The organism is Nonomuraea sp. NPDC001699 (assembly GCF_053596455.1).
Genome location: NZ_JBSFGF010000040.1, coordinates 1 through 21,755, shown reverse-complemented (window position 1 = coordinate 21,755; position 21,755 = coordinate 1). Strand labels below are relative to the sequence as shown.

Annotated in this window: 20 protein-coding genes; 4 read left to right on the top strand and 16 right to left on the bottom strand. The window is 72.5% G+C overall.

The window, feature by feature from the left end; all coding sequences use genetic code 11:
• Nucleotides 1-2: 2 nt before the first annotated feature.
• The 12 genes from ACWCSU_RS50000 to ACWCSU_RS49945 form a co-directional block, all read right to left on the bottom strand.
• Nucleotides 3-674: an HNH endonuclease family protein gene (locus ACWCSU_RS50000; RefSeq protein WP_357694200.1), complete on the bottom strand. Its 672-nt coding sequence runs from the start codon at nt 672-674 to the stop codon at nt 3-5.
• A 60-nt stretch (nt 675-734) separates the two neighbouring features.
• On the bottom strand, nt 735-3,836 hold the full coding sequence (locus ACWCSU_RS49995) for a 2Fe-2S iron-sulfur cluster-binding protein (protein ID WP_449944072.1): 3,102 nt from the start codon (nt 3,834-3,836) through the stop codon (nt 735-737).
• A complete protein-coding gene (locus ACWCSU_RS49990; RefSeq protein ID WP_357694204.1) occupies nt 3,833-4,081 on the bottom strand; it encodes a sarcosine oxidase subunit delta in 249 nt (82 codons plus the stop codon). The genes ACWCSU_RS49995 and ACWCSU_RS49990 overlap by 4 nt, the downstream gene beginning before the upstream one ends.
• Complete coding sequence (locus tag ACWCSU_RS49985; RefSeq protein WP_449944069.1) at nt 4,081-5,283, bottom strand: sarcosine oxidase subunit beta family protein; 1,203 nt, start codon at nt 5,281-5,283, stop codon at nt 4,081-4,083. Before ACWCSU_RS49985 ends, ACWCSU_RS49990 begins: the two co-directional genes overlap by 1 nt.
• Complete coding sequence (locus tag ACWCSU_RS49980) at nt 5,280-7,673, bottom strand: GcvT family protein (protein ID WP_449944121.1); 2,394 nt, start codon at nt 7,671-7,673, stop codon at nt 5,280-5,282. The genes ACWCSU_RS49985 and ACWCSU_RS49980 overlap by 4 nt, the downstream gene beginning before the upstream one ends.
• A gap of 82 nt (nt 7,674-7,755) precedes the next feature.
• Nucleotides 7,756-8,379, bottom strand: a complete 624-nt coding sequence (locus tag ACWCSU_RS49975; protein ID WP_357694208.1) for a GNAT family N-acetyltransferase — start codon at nt 8,377-8,379, stop codon at nt 7,756-7,758.
• 26 nt (nt 8,380-8,405) lie between these two features.
• Nucleotides 8,406-9,164: an SDR family NAD(P)-dependent oxidoreductase gene (locus ACWCSU_RS49970; protein WP_449944066.1), complete on the bottom strand. Its 759-nt coding sequence runs from the start codon at nt 9,162-9,164 to the stop codon at nt 8,406-8,408.
• 1 nt (nt 9,165) lies between these two features.
• Nucleotides 9,166-11,442 (bottom strand): tetratricopeptide repeat protein, encoded by a 2,277-nt coding sequence (locus ACWCSU_RS49965; RefSeq protein ID WP_449944063.1) that lies wholly within the window; start codon nt 11,440-11,442, stop codon nt 9,166-9,168.
• A 19-nt stretch (nt 11,443-11,461) separates the two neighbouring features.
• Nucleotides 11,462-12,217: an SCO6745 family protein gene (locus ACWCSU_RS49960; RefSeq protein WP_449944060.1), complete on the bottom strand. Its 756-nt coding sequence runs from the start codon at nt 12,215-12,217 to the stop codon at nt 11,462-11,464.
• 52 nt (nt 12,218-12,269) lie between these two features.
• Nucleotides 12,270-13,082: a diaminopimelate epimerase gene (dapF, locus tag ACWCSU_RS49955; RefSeq protein ID WP_357694215.1), complete on the bottom strand. Its 813-nt coding sequence runs from the start codon at nt 13,080-13,082 to the stop codon at nt 12,270-12,272.
• Between the two features lie 9 nt (nt 13,083-13,091).
• A complete protein-coding gene (gene miaA / locus ACWCSU_RS49950) occupies nt 13,092-13,997 on the bottom strand; it encodes a tRNA (adenosine(37)-N6)-dimethylallyltransferase MiaA (RefSeq protein WP_449944057.1) in 906 nt (301 codons plus the stop codon).
• 40 nt (nt 13,998-14,037) lie between these two features.
• Entirely contained in the window at nt 14,038-14,550 is a 513-nt protein-coding gene (locus ACWCSU_RS49945) for a methylated-DNA--[protein]-cysteine S-methyltransferase (protein WP_357694219.1), read from the bottom strand.
• Here ACWCSU_RS49945 and ACWCSU_RS49940 point away from each other — a divergent pair.
• Nucleotides 14,549-15,463 (top strand): ribonuclease Z, encoded by a 915-nt coding sequence (locus ACWCSU_RS49940; RefSeq protein ID WP_449944054.1) that lies wholly within the window; start codon nt 14,549-14,551, stop codon nt 15,461-15,463. The two genes, ACWCSU_RS49945 and ACWCSU_RS49940, sit on opposite strands and share 2 nt — an antisense overlap.
• A gap of 21 nt (nt 15,464-15,484) precedes the next feature.
• On the opposite strand, the gene ACWCSU_RS49935 is transcribed toward ACWCSU_RS49940, so the two are convergent.
• From ACWCSU_RS49935 to ACWCSU_RS49925, 3 genes are all read right to left on the bottom strand, one after another.
• Complete coding sequence (locus ACWCSU_RS49935; RefSeq protein ID WP_357694223.1) at nt 15,485-16,156, bottom strand: class III extradiol ring-cleavage dioxygenase family protein; 672 nt, start codon at nt 16,154-16,156, stop codon at nt 15,485-15,487.
• A gap of 102 nt (nt 16,157-16,258) precedes the next feature.
• A complete protein-coding gene (locus tag ACWCSU_RS49930) occupies nt 16,259-17,017 on the bottom strand; it encodes an isocitrate lyase/PEP mutase family protein (protein ID WP_449944051.1) in 759 nt (252 codons plus the stop codon).
• A 78-nt stretch (nt 17,018-17,095) separates the two neighbouring features.
• Nucleotides 17,096-17,629, bottom strand: a complete 534-nt coding sequence (locus tag ACWCSU_RS49925) for a hypothetical protein (RefSeq protein ID WP_449944048.1) — start codon at nt 17,627-17,629, stop codon at nt 17,096-17,098.
• A 325-nt stretch (nt 17,630-17,954) separates the two neighbouring features.
• On the opposite strand from ACWCSU_RS49925, the gene ACWCSU_RS49920 reads away from it, so the two are divergent.
• Complete coding sequence (locus tag ACWCSU_RS49920) at nt 17,955-18,398, top strand: hypothetical protein (RefSeq protein WP_357694228.1); 444 nt, start codon at nt 17,955-17,957, stop codon at nt 18,396-18,398.
• A 56-nt stretch (nt 18,399-18,454) separates the two neighbouring features.
• Here the strand turns inward: ACWCSU_RS49920 and miaB are convergent, their stop codons facing one another.
• Nucleotides 18,455-19,948: a tRNA (N6-isopentenyl adenosine(37)-C2)-methylthiotransferase MiaB gene (gene miaB, locus ACWCSU_RS49915; protein WP_357694230.1), complete on the bottom strand. Its 1,494-nt coding sequence runs from the start codon at nt 19,946-19,948 to the stop codon at nt 18,455-18,457.
• A gap of 137 nt (nt 19,949-20,085) precedes the next feature.
• On the opposite strand from miaB, the gene ACWCSU_RS49910 reads away from it, so the two are divergent.
• Complete coding sequence (locus ACWCSU_RS49910) at nt 20,086-20,841, top strand: amino acid ABC transporter ATP-binding protein (protein WP_357694232.1); 756 nt, start codon at nt 20,086-20,088, stop codon at nt 20,839-20,841.
• Nucleotides 20,842-20,866: 25 nt separating this feature from the next.
• Complete coding sequence (locus ACWCSU_RS49905; protein ID WP_357694234.1) at nt 20,867-21,718, top strand: glutamate ABC transporter substrate-binding protein; 852 nt, start codon at nt 20,867-20,869, stop codon at nt 21,716-21,718.
• Nucleotides 21,719-21,755 lie beyond the last annotated feature (37 nt).

Sequence of the window (21,755 nt, the reverse complement as noted above, 5' to 3'; positions counted from 1 at the left end):
CGTCAGCAGTCCTTGAGTATGCCTTCCATGGCGCTCTTCTCGCCGTCGGTGATCCAGACGTCGTACTTGCTCTTCACGTCGATCTGGCGGGCGATGTAGGCGCACCGGTACGCCTTGCGCGGCGGCAGCCAGGTGGCCGCGTCGGAGTCGCTCTTCTGGTTGTTCAGCGGGCCGTCCACCGCCAGCAGGTTCAGCGGGTCGTTGGCGAACTCCTTGCGCTTGGTGGGCGACCACTGCTGGGCGCCCTTCTGCCAGGCGTCCGACAGCGGCACCAGGTGGTCGATCTGGACGGCCGTGCTGGTGTCCTGGCCGCGCTTGAACTTGATGGTCTTGCCGCTGTAGGGGTCGTCCAGCGTGCCGGTGAGCACGATGCAGTCGTGGGTGCCCGACTTGAACGTCTCGTCCTTCATGTCGCGCTTGAGGATGTCGTTGCGGGTGTCGCAGCCGTTGTGGTCGACGTCGGCCCAGGCGGGGCCGAACGCGTCCCGGTCGAAGCCGGTGCGCGGGGCGCGGCCCTTGACCTTGAGCTTGTCCAGCTTCTTGCGGGCGTCCGAGACGGACGCCGAGTCCGGCTTGGCCGGGTCCGGGCCGCCGCCCGACTGCGCCGCCAGGCCGCCGCAGCCGGTCAGCATGGTCACTGCGGCCAGACCGGCCGTGAACGCCCGTACGCGCACGTCATCTCCCAGACTTCGGTTTTCGTAAAGTCTAGGTATAGCAAGTACCCTTAAATGGTCTTATAACGCCAAAATGGCGTCCAAGAGCCACTCTGCCAGGTACGACGTGAACGACGACCTGACGTGGATCCGATAGACGCCGGACGTCCGCCGTTCCAGGATCACCGAGGTCTTCCCCAGGAACGTCTGGGCGTGCCCGGGGAACACGTCCGGATGCAGGTCCACCGGACAGCCGGTGATCAGGACGTCGTCCGCCGCCGGCCCGGACAGCTCCAGGATCGTGCGCTGCCCGGAGACGTCCACCCAGCCGGGACCGGGCACGGCGTCCCCGGCGACCAGCCACCAGGACGGGCCGAGCCGCAGCCCCACGCCGGGATCGGCGCCCCGGACCTCCCACATCGGCTCGAACGGCAGCTCCCGCAGCCGCGCCGACGGCCCGCTCGCCGCCGCGAACCGCCCGGCGAACGCCGCCGCCGGGCTCTCCCGCGCCGGGAGGCCCCCGAGGACCGCGGGCGCGTCCTCCTCCAGGGGGTCGCCGTCGCGGCGGGCGTTGTCCGGGTCGTACAGGACCGGCTCGACGACCGTCACGCCGTGCGCCGCCGTCCCCGACACCGCCGTGAGCCGGTCCCCCGGAACGACGTCCCTGACCATGGCCAGCGCGAACGTCCGGCCGAGCGCCGCGCTGGCGTAGCCGGAGGTCACGTGGCCCAGCATGGGCGCGCCCGGCCCGCCCCTGACGAGCTGGGCGCCCTCCTCGATCGGCGTCGCGGGGTCGTCGGCCAGCAGCCCGACCAGGCGTTTGCGGCCGTCCCGCGCGGTGTCGGGGCGGGCGTGCGAGCGTCTGCCCACGAAGTCGGGCTTGCGCGGGGAGACGATCCACGACATGCCGAGGTCGTGCGGCGTGACCGTGCCGTCGGTCTCCTGGCCGACGATGGCGAACCCCTTCTCGGCCCGCAGCACGTGCATCGCCTCGGTCCCGTACGGCACCGCGCCCAGCCCCAGCACCGCCTCCCACAACGCCCTGCCGTACGGCCAGGGCACGTTGACCTCGTAGGCCAGCTCGCCGGAGAAGCTGATCCTGAACACCCGGCCGGGCACGCCGAGCACGTCCGTCTCCGCGTACCGCATGAAGGGCAGGCCGAGCGCGCCGGGCGCGACGGCGGCGATCACCCGCCGCGCCTTGGGTCCGGCCACGACCACCGTCGCCCAGTGGTCGGTCACCGAGGTGAGGGAGACGTCGAGCCGCGGCCACTCGGTCTGCCGCCACTCCTCCAGCCAGTCGAGCACCGCGGCCGCGTTGCCGGTGGTCGTGGTCATGAGGTAGTGGTCGTCGGCCAGCCTGGTGGTGGTGCCGTCGTCGAACACCATGCCGTCGGCCCGGCACATGAGCCCGTACCGGCAGGCGCCGACGGCGAGCGTGGAGTACATGTTGGTGTAGATCCGGTCCAGGAACACGCCCGCGTCCGCGCCCCGGACGTCGATCTTGCCCAGGGTGGAGGCGTCCATGGCGGCGACGGAGGTGCGGGCGGCCCGGCACTCGCGCTGCACGGCCGCCTCCATCGGCTCGCCGTCCAGCGGGAAGTAGCGGGGGCGCTTCCACTGGCCGACGTCCTCGAACACCGCTCCCGCCGCGACGTGCGAGGCGTGCATGGCGGTGGTCCTGACCGGGTCGGAGAGCGCGCCCCGGTCCCGTCCGGCCAGCGTCGCGAACGACACCGGCGTGTACGGCGGCCGGAACGTGGTCGTGCCCACCTGCCCGGGCGTGGTCCCGAGCAGGGCCGACATCACGCCCACGACGACCGCGCCCGACGTCTTGCCCTGGTCGGCGCCGGTGCCCGCGGTGGTGTACCGCTTGACGTGCTCGACCGAGCGCATCCCGGTCCCGGTCGCCCTGGCCAGGTCGGCCACGGTCACGTCGCGGTGCAGGTCGGCGAAGGCGGGCTCGTCGCCGTCCCCGTCGACCAGCCACAACGCCGCCGGTGGCCGCGGGGACCGCTCGTCGCACTCCGGCACGCGCAGCTCGCGGGCGGCGGATCCGGCGGCCTCCCGTCCGGCGGCGTGGCCGTCGGCGATGGCCTCGCGGGTGCCGTACAGGCCGCGGCAGGCGCCGGCGGAGCGTTCGGCCTGGGCCGAGACGTCCGGGACGAACGCCTGCGACGCCTCGTCGAAGCGCACCCGTCCCTGCGACTGGCTGAACAGGTGCACGGCGGGGTTCCAGCCGCCCGCCACGGCCAGCAGGTCGGCCTCGATGTGCCGCTCCCCCACCCGCACGCCGGTCAGCACGCCGTCCGGCCCGGCCGTGGTGCCGGTCACCACCTGCCCGGCCAGGGCGTCGGCGGTGAGCCCTTCGGGGCGCGGGTCGACGATCGCGGCGATCTCCACACCGGCCGCGCGCAGGTCCCCGGCGGCCTCGTAGCCGGAGTCGGCGCAGGCGAACACGACCGCGCGGCGGCCGGGGAGCACGCCGTACCGGTTGACGTAGGCGCGGGCGGCCGAGGCCAGCATGACGCCGGGCCGGTCGTTGCCGGGGAAGGCGAGCGAGCGTTCGTGCGCGCCGGTCGCCAGGACCACCCGGCGGGCCCTGATGTGCCACAGCCGCTCGCCGCGCGCCCGCCGTTCCACCGCCACCACGTAGCCGTGGTCGTGGTAGCCGACGGCCGTGGTCCTGGTGAGCACCCGTACGCCGGACAGGTCCAGCGAGTCCACCCAGTCCAGCGCGGGTGCGCCGTCCAGCAGCACCCGGCTGTTCAGCAGGTCGCCGCCGAGGCGGGGCTGGTCGTCGAGCAGGATCACCCGGGTCTCGCGCGCCGCGGCGGCCGCGGCGAGCCCGGCCGGGCCGCCGCCGACCACCAGCACGTCGCAGTGCAGGTAGCCCTTGTCGCAGCGGCGGTCGTCGGCCGCGCCGAGGTCCACCCGGCCCTTGCCACGCAGGCTCCACGCCTCCAGACCGTCGTACAGCTCCACGGTCGTGGCCGCCAGCATCGGGTCGGCGCCGACGCGGACCAGGGCGTTCGGCTCCTCGGGGCCGGCCGAGAAGACGCCGCGCGGGCGGCCGGACTCCACGCCCCGGCCCACCACGCGCACCCCGTTGCGCAGCAGCGCGGCGGCCAGCGTGTCGCCCGGTTCCCCCTGGAGGGGACGGCCGTCGAAGGTGAACCTCATGGCGCCTTCCTGATCTCGTGCGTGACCGTGTGTCGTTCGACGGTGAACCAGGTCCGGCAGCCGTGGGTGTGGAACCAGCGTTCGCGGAACCAGCCCTTGGGGTTGTCGCGCAGGAAGACGTAGGCGGCCCACTCCTGGTCGGACAGCTCGGCGGGGGCCTGCGGATACGGAACCCCGGCCTGGCCGCCGTAGTGGAACTCGTTCTCGTCGCGGGGGCCGCAGTGGGGGCAGTCGAGGAGCAGCATCAGTGGGCCACCGCCGCCGCGCCGTGCTCGTCGATGAGCGCGCCCGTGGTGAACCGCTCCAGCGCGAACGGCTCGGCCAGCGGGTGCGGCCGCCCGTTGGCGATCGTGTCGGCGTACACCCAGCCGGAGCCGGGGGTCGCCTTGAAGCCGCCGGTGCCCCAGCCGGCGTTGACGTAGAGGCCGTCCACGGGGGTGGCGCCGATGATCGGGGACGCGTCCGGCGCGACGTCGACGATCCCGGCCCACGTCCGCAGCACGCGGACCCGGCTGAAGAGCGGGAACAGCTCCAGGGCCGCCGCCATCTGCGCCTCGATCACGTGGAACCCGCCGCGCTGCCCGTAGGAGTTGTACGCGTCGATGCCCGCCCCCATGACCAGCTCGCCCTTGTGCGCCTGGCTGACGTACACGTGGACGGCGTTGGACATGACCACGCAGTCGAGCACCGGTTCCAGCAGTTCCGACACCAGCGCCTGGAGCGGGTGCGACTGCAGCGGCAGCCGGAGGCCGGCCCGCTCGGCCAGGACCGAGGTGTGCCCGGCCGAGGCGAGCGCGACCTTGCCGGCCGCGATGGGCCCGCGCGAGGTCCGCACGCCGGTCACCCGGTTCCCGGTGATCTCGAACCCGGTGACCTCGCACCCCTGGATCAGGTCGACGCCGTACGCGTCCGCCTTGCGGGCCAGCGCCCACGCGACGTGGTCGTGCTTGGCGATGCCGCCGCGCCGCTGCAACGTGGCCCCCAGGACGGGGTAGCGCGCCCGGTCGGACACGTTGACGATCGGGCAGAACTTCCTGACCTCGTCGGCCTCCAGCCATTCGGCGTCCACGCCGTTGAGCCGGTTGGCGTTGACCCGCCGCCTGCCCTCGCGCACGTCGCCCAGGTTGTGCGCCAGGTTGAGCACGCCGCGCTGACTGAACTGCAGGTCGTAGTCCAGGTCCTCGCTCAGGCCCTCCCACAGCTTCAGGGAGTGCTCGTAGATGGCGGCGCTCTCGTCCCACAGGTAGTTGGAGCGGATGATGGTGGTGTTGCGCGCCATGTTCCCGCCGGCCAGCCAGCCCTTCTCCAGGACGGCGACGTTCGTCAGGCCGTGGTTCCTGGCCAGGTAGTAGGCGGTGGCCAGGCCGTGCCCGCCGCCGCCCACGACGACCACGTCGTAGGAGGGCCTCGGATCGGGGTTGCGCCAGAGGAAGCCGGGGTGGGTCAACGTCTGATCTTCTCCATCTGGGGGTCGAACAGCGGCTCGGCGGCGACCTCCGCGGGCACGCGGCGGCCGAAGTAGGAGATGTCCACCCGCGTCCCGGGTCCGGCCAGCTCGGAGGGCAGCCAGGCGTAGGCGATGGGACGGCCGACGGTGTGCCCGTACGCGGCGCTGGTGACATACCCGACAACGCGGCCGGCGTGCGAGACCGGTTCCTTGCCCATGACGACCTCCGCGCTGAGCAGCGGCACGAGCCTGCGCGACGGCTCGGCGGAGAGCGCGTCGCGGCCGTGGAAGTCCTTGTCCGCCTTGACCGCGAACCCCAGTCCGGCCTCGTACGGGTCGTGCTCGGTGGTCATGTCCACGCCCCAGAGCCGGTACCCCTTCTCCAGCCGGAGGCTGTTGAACGCGGCCCGCCCGCCCGCGACCGGCATCCCGGTGGCCATGAGCGTGTCCCACAGCTTGAGGCCCATGTCGGCGCCGGTGTAGAGCTCCCAGCCCAGCTCGCCCACGTACGAGACGCGCATCGCCAGCACCGGCACCTGCCCGACGTACCCGGACCGGCAGGTGAAGTAGCGGAAGTTCTCGTTGGACAGGTCCATGTCGGTGAGCCCCTGCACCAGCTCCCTGGCCTGCGGCCCCCACACGCCGACGCAGCAGGTGCCGGACGTGATGTCCCTGATGTGCACGCCGCGGGGGGCGTGCCGGGTCAGCCAGTCGAGGTCGAGGTTGCCGTTCGCGCCGATCTGGAACCTGTCCTCCTCCAGCCGCGCCGCCGTGAGGTCGGAGCGGATGCCGCCGCCGGCGTCCAGGAGCAGGGTGTAGGTGACCGTCCCGGGCCGTTTGTCGACGTTGTTCGTGGTCATGTGCTGGAGGAACGCCGCCGCGCCGGGGCCGCTGACCTCGATGCGCTTGAGCGAGGTCATGTCGTAGAGCGCGACCCGCTCGCGGGTGGCCCACGCCTCGGCGGCGGCGACGGGCGACCAGTAGCGGCCGGCCCACGCGTCCCGCCGGTCGGCGCCGATCCGGGGCTCTTCGAGGCCGGCGAGCAGCGGCTCGTTCGCCTCGAACCAGTGCGGCCGCTCCCACCCGGCCGACTCCAGGAAGAACGCGCCCAGTTCCACCTGGCGGGGGTGGAACGGGCTGGTCCGCATCGGGCGCGGCGACTCCATGGGCTGCAGCGGGTGGATGACGTCGTAGACCTCGACGAAGTTCTGCCTGCCGCGCTCCTCGACATAGGCGGGCGACAGTTGCGCCTGCTCGAACCTGGCGAGCTCGCACTCGTGCACGTCCACCTGCGACCGGCCGGTCACCAGCAGCTCGGCCACCGCCCTGGCCACCCCGGCCGAGTGTGTCACCCAGACGGCCTCGGCCAGCCAGAACCCGTCCAGGTGCGGCGCCTCACCGATCAGCGGGAAGCCGTCGGCGGTGAAGGAGAAGACGCCGTTGATGCCGTCCTCGTACTTGGACTCGGCGAGCGCGGGCAGCAGTTCGGCCGCGTCGCGCCAGGCGGGGTCGAAGTCCTCCTCGGTGAACGACTGGACCGAGGGCATGGTGGTGCCCTTCGGGCCGATCTCGTGCTGGGCGACCGGCATCGGGCGGTGGGCGTAGGAGCCGATGCCGATGCGGTCGCCGTGCTGCCGGGCGTACAGGTCGCGGTCCTGGTGGCGGAGGATGGGGCCCTCGGGCTGCGGGGGCAGCGGGCCGGATTTCGCGTACTGGTGGGCCAGCGGCAGCAGCGGCACGGTCAGCCCGGCCAGCTCGCCGATCGAGGGGCCCCAGAAACCGGCCGCGCACACGATCACGTCGGCCGGGATCGTCCGGTACTCCCCCTCGACCGCGCAGGACACGCCGGTGACCCGGCCGCCCTTCTGCTCGACGCCGATCACGGTGTGCCCGCCGAGGAACCGGGCGCCGCGTCCGGTGGCCCGCGCCGCCTGCGTCTCGCCGCACGCCACGGCGGCGGCCAGGCCGTCGCTGGGCACGTGCAGGCCGCCCAGCACCCGGCTCCGGTCCAGCATCGGCCACAGCCGGGCGCACTCCTCGGCGTCCAGCAGGCGGCCCTCGACGCCCCACGATTGCGCCCAGCCGAGCTTGCGGTGCAGGTCGGTCCAGCGCTCGGGGGTGGTGGCCACCTCCAGCCCGCCGACCTGCCGGAAGCAGTGCCGGCCGAGCGCGGTGTACTTGCGCACGGTGTAGGCGGCGAACTCGGTCATGGTCTTCGACGGGTTCGTCTGGAAGACCAGGCCGGGGGCGTGCGAGCTGGAGCCGCCCGCGGCGAAGAGCGGGCCCTGCTCCACCACGGTGACGTCGGTCCAGCCGCGTTCGGTGAGCTCGTCGGCCACCGCGCATCCCACGATCCCCGCCCCGATGATCACTACGCGCGGCCGACCCATCACGCCTCCGGTTGTTCCTTATTACGCAACACGCACCGGACTACGCAACGAACATAAGGCCCCGAATCCTCGGGGACAAGAGCTAGCCGAGCGGCGAGGTGTCCCGCCCCAGGTACGTCACCGCTCCCGCGTCGGCCACCGCCAGCTCGGCGAACCCGAGCCGGTCGTAGAACGCCCGCGCCGGCGCGTTGGTGCTGACCATCCCCAGGTGCAGCCGCGCGACCCCGGCGGCACGCAGGCCGTCGACCAGGGCGCTCATGAGCCGGCGTCCCCAGCCCTTGCCCTGCCAGTCGGGCAGCAGGTCGATGTGCAGGTGGGCGGGGTGACCGGCCAGCTCGGGCACCAGCATGCGCTCGGGCCGGTGGTGCAGGGCGAGCATCACGTCGTCGGCCGTGACCGGCGGATCGGCGGGAAGGGGGCAACGTCCGGCGGACCTCGGGATCCACTCCTCGCGGTAGCGGCGGACGAACGTCGCGGTGTCCGCGGTGCCCACGACGTAGCCGACGGCCTGGCCCGTGCCGTCGTCCAGGACGTGGGCGTGCTCGGGCTCCAGGGTCACGTAGGGGACGGCGAAGATGTCGCCCATGAGCAGGTCGGAGGCGTAGTGGCCGCGGGCGTCGCCACCGGCGTCGGCGGTACGCACGCAGATGTCGTAGACGGCGGCCAGATCGGCGGAACGATACGGACGTACGAAGGGGGCGGTCATTCCCGACAACGTACTAGAAGGACCCTCTACGTGATCAGGATGCCGCCGTCGACCGGCAGCGTCACGCCGGTGACGTACGAGGAGGCGTCGCCGGCCAGGAAGACCGCCGCCGCCACCAGCTCGGCCGGATCTCCGGCCCGCTTCATCGGCACCCGCAGCTCCAGCATGCGCTCCAGGTAGCCGGGGGGATACTGCTCGGTCATCTCCGAGGCGAAGAACCCCGGCTCCAGGCAGTTGACCCGGATGCCGCGCCGGGCCGTCCACTGCTGGGCCAGGTCGCGGGTGAGCCCGGCGACGGCCGCCTTCGACGCGCTGTAGGCGGCCTGCGGCAGCCCGGCGGTGGTCGCGCCGAGGATGCTGCCGACGTTGACGATCGACGACCCCGGCCGCATCACCCGCGCGCACGCCTGCGCCATCCAGTACGTGCCGTGCAGGTTGATCTCCACCACCCGGCGGAACTCCTCGGGCCGCTCGCGCAGCGCGGGGACGGCGGTGCCGACCCCCGCGTTGTTGATCAGCACGTCGACCGCCCCGAACTCGGCGACGGCCGCGGCGACCAGCGCGTCGCACTCCTCCGGGACCGACACGTCGGTCTGGAGGGCCAGGCAACGGCGCCCGGTCTCCTCGACCAGACGCCGGGTCTCCTCCAGCCGTTCCCTGCGCCGGGCGCCGATCACGACGTCGGCGCCCGCCTCGGCCAGCCCGTGGGCGAAGGCCACGCCCAGCCCCGACGACGCGCCCGTGACGATGGCGACCTTGCCGTCGAGGCTGAAGCGCTCAAGCACGTCAGAGCCCGTATTCCTTGACGATGCGCTCGTGCCGCTCGATCTCGACGTCGATCTCGCGGGCCAGGTCGAGCCAGGCCAGCGGGTGCACCCAGCGCTCGGTGGCGTCGTCGAGCAGGGCGTCGACCTCGGAGGCCGACACGTCCGGCGGCACCGCGACCCAGCCGAACACGCCCGGCAGCGGCTCGCCGCTGGTCGGGTGGGTGACGGTGTAGTTCTCGTCGCTGTAGACCCACATCGGCCAGCCGCGCTCGGCCATGACCTCGGTGAACTCCGCCCAGTCCTCCTCGCTCGGCGCGGCGCCGTCGAAGAAGTAGCTGGTGTAGCCGCCGGGCCGCAGGATGCGCACGGCCGCGAACGGCGGCACGAAGTTCTGCTGCTCCTGCGGGTCCTCGGGGACGGGCTCCAGCAGCTGCGGGTCGAACACGACCAGGTCGCCCGCGTTGTAGTCCATGCCGCGCGGCTGCGGCAGCGCCAGCCGGGCGGTGGCCGGGCCGGTGCGGATGGACAGCACCTGGCGCTGGCCGCCGTCGGGCGCCGGGAGGATGAGCCGGATCAGGCCCATCTCCTCCTCGATCGGGCCCTCCTTGGACTTGATCGGCATGCCGATCTTGGCCGCGCCCTTGCGCACGGTGTCCCAGTCCTCCGCCGAGGTGGCCATGACGATCATGCGCCAGATGTCCTCGTCGGTCAGCTCGTCGAGCACCTCCAGCAGCACGCCGGCGGCCCTGTCGTTGTGGTCGAGCTGCTGGGCGGCGCCGGACAGCAGGCGCCTGGCCTCGATGCCGGCCCCGGCCGCGACCGCGTGCTCGGCGGCGTCGAGCGTCTCCGGCCAGCGCTCGCGGGCGCTGTGCAGGCGAGCCAGCGCGAGGTGCTGGGCGGCGTGCGGCAGCAGCGCGGCCAGCTGCTCCAGCCGCTCGTCCTGGCGGGCCTCGATGAGCAGGGTGGTCAGGTAGGCCACGTCGTCGGGGTCGGCGGAGGCGGTCTCGCCCGAGTCGACCAGCAGCTTCCAGTAGATGTCGGCGCCCGCCGAGGGGAAGCCGAGGAAGCCGAGCGTGGTGGTGTGGCGGCGGGTGGCCTCCAGGTCGGAGCCGGACAGCGGCGCGAGCCAGCCCACCCACTTCTCGGGGTCGGCGTTGAAACCGTCGGCGGCGTCGAACAGCCCGACCCGCTCCGACAGGGGGCCGGGGGCCTCCGGCTCGGAGGTGGCGTCGGCGGCGCCGCGCAGCGCGGCGACGCGCTCGCCCAGGCCGCTCGTCTCGCGCAGCTCGGCCGCGCCGGACTCGGCCAGGTCGGCGAGCAGCCGGGCCTGCCACACGCCCTTCCTGGCGACGGCCAGGTCGCCCGCGACCAGCGCGAGCTCGACGCGGGCGCGGTAGCCGCCCATCATGCCGAAGTAGTCGATCCACTGGCGCAGCACCCGGCCGAGCTGCCAGGTGTTGGTGATCTGGGAGGACCCGGCCAGCTTGGCGACCGCGCGCGACCACTCGACGAAGACGCGCGGGTGCTCGCCGACCACGTCGAGGTCGGGCAGCGCGTCGACGGCCTCGGCCGTGCGGCCGAGCTCGGCCAGGATGAGCGCGCGGCGCACGCCCTCGCGGTGGGCCTTGGCGGGCGGGTCGTCGGGGGCGAGGTCGGCGGCGGCCTGCAGGGCGGCCAGCGCGTCGTCGGCCCGGCCGGCGGCCAGCAGCGCGCGGGCGCCCTCGGCGCCGAGCTCCCAGCTCGCCTCGCGCCCGGCCGTGCGCAGCCGCTCGACGGCGGACTCGGCGTAGGTGACGGCCTCGCCGGCCTTGCCCGCGTCGACGAGCGCCGCGACGTACTGGGTCACCAGGCCGCAGAAGGCGGGCCGCTCCGGGCTCATGCCCTCCAGGAAGGCGCCCACCGTCTCCAGCCGCTCGGCGGCGTAGCCGGGGCCGTCGGTGTTGGCCCACACGACGGCCATCGCCTCGACGGCGGCCGGGGTGGCCGGGCAGTCGCGCACGTCTTCGCGCTGGGCGAACGTGAGCAGCTGCCGCGCGTCGTCGATGGCCACCGCGCCCTGGGCCCGGTCGCCGATGCGGCCCATGAGGTGCCAGTAGCGGGCGTAGAACTCCAGCCAGGGCAGCTCAAGCGACTCGGCCTGCTGGGCGATGGCCGGGGCCATCACGTCGAGCTGCGGATACCGGCCCTCGTAGGCCTGTGCGGGAAGGTCTCCCAGCGCCATGGCGAGGCCAACGTTGCCCGCCTCGGAAAGCTGCTGCTGGGTTTCGCCGACCCAGGCCCAGATGTCCACGTCCATGGGCAGTCAGTCTGCCAGGTCAACGAGCGTGCCCAAAACGCAGAAGCTCGATCAGCTCGTCCGACTCGTTGTCGCGCAGCACCGCGAAGAACGGTGCCATCAGGTCGTCGGTGGTCTCCTCGACCTGGGCCCGCCGCGCCACGACGTCAGGGCCGGGGGTGGCGTAGGGCTCGGGCCAGGTGAAGAACCGGGCGATCGTCACGCCGTCGGCGTAGCCGAAGGGGGTCGTGTCGTGGGTGGCGGCGAGCGTCGCCTCCAGGGGGTGCAGGCCGGCCGCGAGCACGGCATTGGCGTGCAGGCCGCCGCGCAGCTCGCGCAGGACGTGCATGAGCTGGACGGCGCGCGCGGGCGGGTCGTCCGGCAGCGGCACCGCCCGCCAGCCGGCGAACAGCGGCGCCCCCACCGGCGAGGCCTGCGCGACGACGGGTTCGAGCAGCTCGGCGATCCTGGCGCAGCCGTCGTGGCCGCCCAGCTTGCGCCGCCCCCACTGCCTGCACGCCTCGGTGTAGAGCTCGACGGCCCGCTCGACGTGCATCTTCCTGCCGCCGTTCCAGCTCTCCTCCACGTGGGCGGCGGGGAAGAAGACCGCCACCGAGGTGACCACGTCGGCGTGGCACTCGCCGAGCACCCCGCACCGCCCGCGGAAGTACAGCTCGCGCGGGCCGAGTCCGTGTTCCTCGCAGATGGCCTTGGCCTCGCGGGAGACCATGAAGCCGCCGCCGTACTGGCCGATGGGCGCCTTGACCTGAACCGCCGTGGTACGTGGGTCCGCCATCCTCAACCCCTTCTCGGTTCGGAAAGTGGACCCAGCATCCCTCAGGAGAACATCATTCTGCAAGCATGAGCTCGCCGCTCGCCAGGATCACCGCCGGACCGGACAGGTAGCTCGTGTCCTCGTCGAGGATGACGGTCAGCGAGCCGCCGACGACCTCGACGGTCCAGGTGCCGGTGGTGTCGCCGGACAGGTGGGCGGCGGCCACGGCGGTGGCCACGGCGCCCGTGCCGCAGGAACGCGTCTCGCCCGAGCCGCGCTCGTAGACCCGCATCACCACACGGCTGACGCCGACCGGGTTGAACAACTCGATGTTGACGCCCGAGGGGAAGACCCCGGTGTCGAAGCCCGGCTGGTGGCTGAGGTCGAGCTGGACGACCGGGTCGCCGATCGCGCAGGCCAGGTGGGGGTTGCCCATGTCCACGCGGATACCGGGGTACTCGTGGCCGCCGACGCCGGCCACGCTCTCCCCCAGCACGACGGGCTTGCCCATGTCGACCGTGATGTCGCCGTTGGGCTCGACCCGGACCCGGCGCGGGCCGCCCCTGGTGGCCAGGGAGAACTCCGTCCCCTCCACCAGCCCCGCGTCCACCAGGTAACGGGCGAAGACGCGTACGCCGTTGCCGCACATCTCCGCGACGCTGCCGTCGGCGTTGCGATAGTCCATGAACCAGTCGGCCACCGCGGCCTGCTCGGCCACCTCGGCGTGCTGCTTGGTCCTGGCGACCCGGAGCACGCCGTCGGCGCCGATCCCGGCCCGCCGGTCACAGATCTTGGCCACGAGCGCGGCCGTCACTTCCACGCCGTCGTCGGGATCGGGCAGGATGACGAAATCGTTCTCGGTGCCGTGCCCCTTGAGAAACCGCATTGCCTGAGTTTATGCCGCACCCGGGTCGGCGATGTGCGCCAGGGATCGTTCAAGCAGGTCGGGAGCGTCGTACGGGAGCCAGCGCACCCGGGGGTCGCGGCGGAACCACGACTCCTGACGGCGGGCGAAGCGCCTGGTGGCCCTGACCGTCTCGGCGAACGCCTGCTCCTCGGTCCACTCTCCCTCCAGGAACCGGATGACCTGGGCGTAACCGAGCGCGCGGCCCGCCGTGCGCCCCTCGGCCAGGCCCTGCCCGAGCAGCGCGCGGACCTCCTCGACCAGGCCCGCGGCCCACATGCGCTCGACCCGCAGCTCGATGCGCTCGTCGAGCACGGGCCGCGGCACCTCCAGGCCGAGCTGCACGCTGGGATAGACGGCGTCGTAGGACGGCATGGTGGCCGAGAACGGCCGGCCGGAGTGCTCGATCACCTCCAGCGCGCGCACGACGCGGCGGCCGTTGCTCGGCAGGATCGCCTCGGCGGCGGGCGGGTCGAGCTCGCGCAGCCGCTCGTACAGGGGGGCCGGGCCGCGCTCGGCCAGCTCCGCCTCCAGCCGGGCCCTGATCACCGGGTCGGTGCCGGGGAACTCCAGGTCGTCGAGGGCCGCGCGGACGTAGAGGCCGCTGCCGCCCACCAGCACCGGGACGTCGATCTTCGCGAACAGCTCCCTGGCCAGCCGCTGGTACTCGGCGACGCTGGCCGTGACCGTGACGTCCCAGATGTCCAGCAGGTGGTGCGGGACGCCGCGCTGCTCGGCGGGGGTGAGCTTGGCCGTGCCGATGTCCATGCCGCGGTAGAGCTGCATGGAGTCGGCGTTGACGCACTCGCCCCCGAGCCGGAGCGCGATGTCGACGGCGAGGTCGGACTTCCCGGCCGCCGTGGGGCCCACGACGGCGATGACTGGCTGCTGGCGCACACCGACCAGTGTGTCAACTGTCCGGGTGTGGACGGACCATCTACAGGTCGAGGAGTGTCGGCTGGAGGTATCCCTCGTGCGTCAGCAGCCAGCGCTTGGTCTCCACGCCCACGCCGCCGCTGAACCCGCCCAGCCCGTTGCCCGCGACCACCCGGTGGCAGGGCACGATGATGGGGATCGGGTTGGAGCCCATGATCGAACCGATGCCGCGGGCGGGCACGCTCGACCCGGCTCGCCGGGCCAGCTCGCCGTAGGTGACGGCGGTGCCGTACGGGACGCGGTGCAGGGCCTGGAGCACCTGCAACCGCGAGCCCGTCATCAGCCGCCAGTCCACGGGCGTGCTGAACGAGCGCAGCTCGCCGGCGAAATAAGCATGCAGCTCGGCGACCGCGGAGGCCGTACGATCCGCATCATGAACCTCAGCCAGGCCGAGCCTGCCGGCCAGTCCAGCGGGGGAACCCCACCCCGACGCGACCAGCCCCCGCTCGGTGACGGCCAGGACGAACGGGCCGACCGGCGTCGGCACCTCGGCGAACGCGACCGTGGTCATCATGTCCTCACGTGAACTCGTGGTGCTGGGCACCTCCAGTGCGGTGCCCACCCGACACCGTAACCACAACGGGTACTTTCTGCGCTGGGACGGGCAGGGCTTCCTTTTCGACCCCGGCGAGGGCACGCAGCGGCAGATGCTGCACGCCGGGCTGAGCGCGAACGACGTCCACTGGCTGTGCGTGACCCACTTCCACGGCGACCACTGCCTGGGCGTGCCCGGCGTCGTGCAGCGCATCGCCCGCGACCGGGTGCGCCATCCGGTGCGCGCGGTCTTCCCCGCCGCCGGTCAGAGCTACTGGCGCAGGCTGCGGCACGCCGCCGCGTTCGCCGACACCACGGTGATCGAGGAGCATCCGGTCTCCGGCGCGCTGGCCGGGGTGGGCCCGCTGATCGCCCGCCGCCTGTCCCATCCCGTCGAGTCCTACGGCTACCGCATCCAGGAGCCGCCCGGCCGCCGCATGCTGCCCGACCGGCTGGCCCGCCACGGCATCCGCGGCCCCGAGGTCGGCGAACTCCAGCGCACCGGCTCGGTCCGGGGCGTCACGCTCGCCGATTGCAGCGAGCCCAGGCCGGGGCAGAGCGCGGCGTTCGTCATGGACACCCGGCTGTGCGACGCCGTGTTCGAGCTGGCGTCGGGGGCCGACCTGCTGGTGATCGAGTCGACGTTCCTGTCCGCCGAGGGCGCGCTCGCCAAGGAGTACGGGCACCTGACGGCGTTCGAGGCGGGCGTGGTGGCGGCGGACGCGGGCGTGCGCAGGCTGGTGCTCACGCACTTCTCCGAGCGCTACGGGTTCGCCGAGGAGCCGGCCTTCGTGGAGGAGGTGCGGCGCAGCTTCGACGGCGAGGTGATCACCGCCCGCGACCTTATGCGCATCCCGGTCCCCCGCCGCCGACCCCACACCTCCACGACGTGACGCGGCTCGGAGGCTGTCCCGTCAGCTCCACACGCCCGCGAAGTAGCCGACGCCGTAGGGCGAGGACTCCATGAGCAGCCTGCCCGTCAGCGACGTGCCCTCGGCCGCGCCGGCCAGCACCTGGAGGGCCGCGCGGCCGGTCACCCACAGCCGGTCGGCCTCCACGGGGTCGAGCGCGGCCAGCGCCGCCGCGTCCGCCCTGCCGACCGCGTCGGCGATCAGGGCGTTGTACGGCCCGGCCGCCTCGTCGTACCGGCCCGGCGCCCGGGGGGTCAGGCAGGCCGAGCCGTCGGCCATGACCAGCAGCGCGACCCTGCCGGGGGCGGCCAGCTCGGCGCCGATCGCCCGGCACTCCTCCGGAGCGGCGTCGTAGGCCACCGCTGTGGCGGGCACCCCGTCACCGTCGTGGTCGGGAGCCTCTTCGGCGTCGTTCAGGAGCCCGCGGCCGACGGTCAGGGACAGCGGCAGCACGGGCCGGCCCTCGCCCACCGTGACCTCGAACCCCCAGGGCCGCAGGCTGCCCGCCGCGCCGCCGTCGTACGAGCGGGTCGTCTCGGCCCCGCCCACCACGACCAGCACGTCGGGACGGGCGGCCCGGAGCGCGGCGACCGCGGCGCGACAGGCCGCGCGCAGCTCGGGGAGCCCGGTCACGATCAGCGGGGTTTGCGGGCAGACGGCCGCGGCGACAAGCACGAGCGCAAGCGTACGCGCCCCTCATTCGACGCCACCGCCCAGCCCGCCCAGGGCCCATGCGTCCCCAGCCCGCCCAGGGCCCATGCGTCCCCAGCCCGCCGGTCAGTTCGTGTAGGGGTCGTGGCCTTGGGCGATCGCGGTGAACAGGCGCTGTGCGTAGGTGTGGGTCGCCTGGTGCAGGCCGCCGCCGAAGCTGATCCTGGCCACCCCCAGCTCCGCCAGCCGCGCGTACGACGGCGCCTTGGGCCGGAACAGGATGTTCACCGGCCCGCCCACCTCGGCGACCAGGGCCGCGATCTCGCCCTCGTCCTCCAGCATGATCGGGTAAACGCAGTCGGCCCCCGCCTCCAGGTAGCGCCGCCCGCGCTCCACCGCCGCCGCCCGGTCACCCCGGCCGAGCACGTACGTGTCCACCCGCGCGTTGATCACGAGGGCGTCGCCGGCGGCCGCCCGCATCGCGGCCAGGTAGTCCGCCTGCGCCCCGGCGTCCACCAGCTCCTTGGTACGCGGGTCGGAGTCCTCCACGTTGCAGCCCACCGCCCCGGCCTCGGCCAGCCGCTCGGCCAGCTCGCCCGGCGCGAGCCCGTAACCGCGTTCGACGTCGGCGGTCACGGGCACGTCCACGGCCCTCACGATGCGGGCGACGGCGGCCATCATCTCGCCGACCGGCGTGCTCTCGCCGTCGGCGTAGCCCAGCACGCGGGAGACGGCCGCGCTGCCGGTGGCCACCACCGGGAACCCCGCCTCCTGGACGGCGCGCGCCGAGGCGGCGTCCCAGACGTTGGGCAGGATCAGCGGGTCGCCGGGCACGTGCAGCCGTCGCAACGCGGCCGCCGACGTGGCCGCTCTGTCAGTCGTCATGCCCGGAACCCTACGAGCCCGGCCGGCTCCCCAGCAGGTCCATTGCCGGCCGGAAAGGACGAGCCACTTGCGGCGCTCTCAGCAGCCGTTCTGGGCGCACTGGCCGCTGAGCTCGCCCGCGGGGCCGTCGGCGGGGTTGTCGCCGTCGGGTTCGGGCGCCTTGGTGGGCGGCTTGGTGGACGGCGTGCCGGGCTTCTTGCCGGTGCCCGTCTGCCTGGTGCCGTCGGAGCCGGTCGATCCCTTGTCGGCGGCGTCGGTGCCGCCGCCCGTGTCCGTGACCGCGTCGCCCATGGCGGAGTCGTCGGAACCGTCGGTGGGCAGGCCGTCGTCGGGGGCGTCGGTGGTGGCGTCGCCCATGGTGGCTTCCTCGTCGGCCTCGAACACCTCGTCGCCGGGGCTCTTGGCCGGGGACGGCCGGCCGGCGCCCTGCTCCTGCTGGGTGCTCTGGCCGGGCTTGGCCGCCAGCAGGTAGCCGGCGCCGCCCGCGGCGAGCACGCCGACGAGGGCCGAGGCGGCGATGATGACGGTCTTCCTGCTTTTGCCCGGGGGCCTCGGGGACGAGCCCGGCCCGGAGAGGATCTCCCGACGATCCGGTTCGGTCGGATCATGCATGGTGGTGCAGCTCCCTGCGGTCGTATCGGGGAAAGCTCGCCGGCTTCCGCGGGTGATGGACCACACTAGCCGCATCAGCGGAATGCTCGCACACCAATCACAAAGGAATCACGACTTGTCCCCCCAAAGATCTGTTTGCCCAGGTGGCCGTCCCCGGTGGGGCGCCGCGGCCGGAGCGGCCGGGGTACTCGTCACGGCCGGCCTCGGGATATTCCTCGCATTCACCAGTTCTCCGGAATCACGCCCGCAAAGCCACCGTGAATTCGATCAGGAAACACCGCTTATCCCAAGATCGTATTTTCCTTCGCAGATCGCGGTCTCCCCGGTGGCCGAGCCTTCCCCCGCACCGCCCATCCCCTCGGCGGGCCCGTGGTCGCCGGGCTGGATGGAGGCCGTGCCGGCACCCGGCCGGCCCACGACGGCGACGCCGGACAAGGGCGAGCCGTCGGCCCCGGCGGTGAAGGTCGACGTGTCCGTCCCGCCGCTGAAGGGCGAGCTGTCGTCGCCGCTCTCGCCCAAGGCGCTTCCCACGCATCCGCCGCTCGTCGCGCCGCCGCGGCCGTCCCGGCGGGCCACCGTACGCCGTCCGGCGCCGCACGCGTCCCCGCAGGCCCCGCCGCGGGAACGGTCGGTGCCCGAGCCGGACCGTCAGGCGCCTCCCCCGCCGCCGCCTCCGTCCGTACGGGCCGGGGGGCACGACCCGTGCGCCACGTTCGACGACTTCCGCCGGCAGCCGTGCTACAGCTTCCTCGACCGTCTCACCCGCTGACCCACGCAGGACACCCCGCCGTCCGGACGGGCGGCGGGGTGCGGGAACGCAGTGACTCAGTGGGCCGAGCAGGCCCCGGCGGCCGGGGCGGGGGTCGCCGGACGGCCGACGGACGGCATGCCGAGCAGCACGCCCGGCCCCTTGGCCGGGGCGCCCTGGCGGGCCTCCCAGGCGTCGCCGGCCCGCGTACGCCGCAGCGCGCGGACCGCGCCGTCGGCGACCAGGTGGTGGGGGGCGGCGTAGGTGACCTCGACCGTGACCATGTCACCGGGCCTGGGGGTCTCCTCGCCCACCGCGAAGTGCACGAGCCGGTTGTCGGCGGCACGGCCGGACAGGCGGCGCGTGGCGTCGTCCTTGCGGCCCTCGCCCTCGGCGACCAGCACCTCCAGCGTGCGGCCGACCTGCTTCTTGTTCTCCTCCCAGGAGATCTCCTCCTGAAGGGCGACCAGGCGCTCGTAACGCTCCTGGACGACCTCCTTGGGGATCTGGTCCTCCATCGTGGCCGCCGGGGTGCCCGGACGGATGGAGTACTGGAAGGTGAAGGCGTTGGCGAAGCGGCTCTGGCGGACGACGTCGAGGGTGGCCTGGAAGTCGTCCTCGGTCTCGCCGGGGAAGCCGACGATGATGTCGGTCGAGATGGCCGCGTCGGGCATGGCGGCGCGCACGCGCTCGATGATGCCGAGGTAGCGCTCGGCCCGGTAGGAGCGGCGCATGGCCCGCAGCACCCGGTCGGAGCCCGACTGCAGCGGCATGTGGAGCTGGTGCATGACGTTGGGCGTCTCGGCCATGGCGGCGATGACGTCGTCGGTGAAGGCGGCCGGGTGGGGCGAGGTGAAGCGCACCCGCTCCAGGCCCTCGACGTCGCCGCAGGCGCGCAGGAGCTTGCCGAAGGCCAGCCGGTCGCCGAACTCGACGCCGTAGGTGTTGACGTTCTGGCCGAGCAGCGTCACCTCCAGGACGCCCTGGCCGACGAGCGTGCGCACCTCGGACAGGACGTCGCCGGGACGGCGGTCCTTCTCCTTGCCGCGCAGCGACGGCACGATGCAGAACGTGCAGGTGTTGTTGCAGCCGACCGAGATCGCGACCCACGCCGCGTAGGCCGACTCGCGCTTGGTGGGCAGCGTGGAGGGGAAGACCTCCAGCGACTCCTTCAGCTCGACCTGGGCCTCACCGGCCACCCGGGCCCGCTCCAGCAGCACCGGCAGAGACCCGATGTTGTGGGTGCCGAAGACGACGTCGACCCAGGGCGCTTTACGGACGATGTCGCCCTGGTCCTTCTGGGCCAGGCAGCCGCCCACCGCGATCTGCATGCGCGGGTTGCTCATCTTGGCCGGCCGCAGGTGGCCGAGGTTTCCGTAGAGGCGGTTGTCGGCGTTCTCCCGCACGGCGCACGTGTTGAACACGACGACGTCGGCCGTTCCCCCCTCGGGGGCCGGCACGTAACCGGCGTCCTCAAGCAGGCCGGAAAGGCGCTCGGAGTCGTGCACGTTCATCTGGCACCCGTATGTGCGCACTTCATACGTGCGGGCGCTCTCCTGGGTCACAGTCATGGCAGGTTCAAGGGTAGTCGTTGTCCGGCTCGCGGCAGCCGCCCCCGTCTAAAACACCAGCTTGACGGCTCGATGTGACCGGATCGGTACCACCTGGTTAGTGACCAGCGTCTTAATGACCTCTACCGTTTTGGTCCATGACGGAGAACGGCGACGCCACTCCACTCGTTCAGTTGGAGGGCGTCAACAAGCGCTTCGGGGCGTTGCACGTCCTGAAGGACATCAACTTGACCGTCTCTCGTGGCGAGGTTCTGGTGGTCATCGGGCCTTCGGGCGGTGGAAAGTCCACGCTGTGCCGGACGATCAACCGCCTGGAGACGATCGACGACGGCAGGATCGTGTTCGACGGCCAGGTGCTGCCCGAGGAGGGCAGGTCGCTGGCCCGGCTGCGGTCCGAGGTCGGCATGGTGTTCCAGTCCTTCAACCTGTTCGCGCACAAGACCATCCGTGAGAACGTCACGCTCGGGCCGATCAAGGTGCGCCGCAAGGATCGCCAGGCGGCCGACACGCGGGCCATGGAACTGCTGGAACGGGTGGGCATCGCCGCGCAGGCGGACAAGTACCCGGCCCAGCTCTCCGGCGGCCAGCAGCAGCGGGTCGCGATCGCACGTGCGCTGGCCATGGACCCGAAGATGATCCTCTTCGACGAGCCCACCTCGGCGCTGGACCCGGAAATGGTCCAGGAGGTGCTCGACGTGATGATCGGGCTGGCACGTGACGGCATGACGATGATGGTCGTCACGCATGAGATGGGATTCGCCCGCCGGGCCGCCAACCGGGTGGTCTTCATGGCGGACGGGCAGATCGTGGAGGAGAACACCCCCGACGAGTTCTTCACCAACGCGCAGACCGACCGCGCGCGTGATTTCCTTTCGAAGATCCTCACGCACTGAGATTTTGAGGCAGGTATACATGCACATGCGTCGTTTGGGAGCGGTGGTCACGGCAGCGGGCATGCTCGCCGCGCTCGCCGCCTGCGGCGGGGACAAGACCTACGCCAGCGTCCTGGAGAAGGTCCAGGACGGCGGCAAGGTCGTGGTCGGCACGAAGTGGGACCAGCCGAGCCTGGGCTTGAAGAAGGGGTCGGAGCCCGAGGGCTTCGACGTCGACGTCGCCAAGGCCGTGCTGAAGGAGATGAACGGCGGCAAGGACGCCACGATCGAGTGGAAGGAGTCGGCCTCCTCCAACCGCGAGCCCTTCCTCCAGAACGGCACCGTCGACATCATCTTCGCCACGTACTCCATCACCGAGGAGCGCAAGGGCAAGGTCTCCTTCGGCGGCCCGTACGTGATCGCGCACCAGGACATCATGGTCCGCAAGGACGACACCGCGATCAACACCCCTCAGGATCTCAAGGGCAAAAAGATCTGCAAGGCGGCCGGCTCCAACTCCTACAAGCGGGTCACCGACCCGCCCCCGGACGGCAAGCTCGACATCGACGCCACGACCGTCGACGCCGCCACCTACTCCGAGTGCGTGCAGAAGCTGTCGGGCAGCAACCTCGACGCCGTCACCACCGACGACCTGATCCTGGCGGGCTTCGCCAAGCAGGCCGGCGGCAACTTCAAGGTGCTCGGCCAGGGCTTCACGGACGAGAAGTACGGCATCGGCCTGAAGAAGGGCGACAGCAAGACGTGTGAGGCCGTCAACACCGCGGTGAAGAAGCTGTGGGACAACGGCACCATGAAGCAGCTGCTGGAGAAGTGGTTCGGCGGCATCCAGGGCTTGAAGCTGTCGGAGACCGCGCCCCCGGCCGAGGGTTGCAGCTAGTCACGCCAGAGGCGGCGGCCGGGATCCCGGCCGCCGC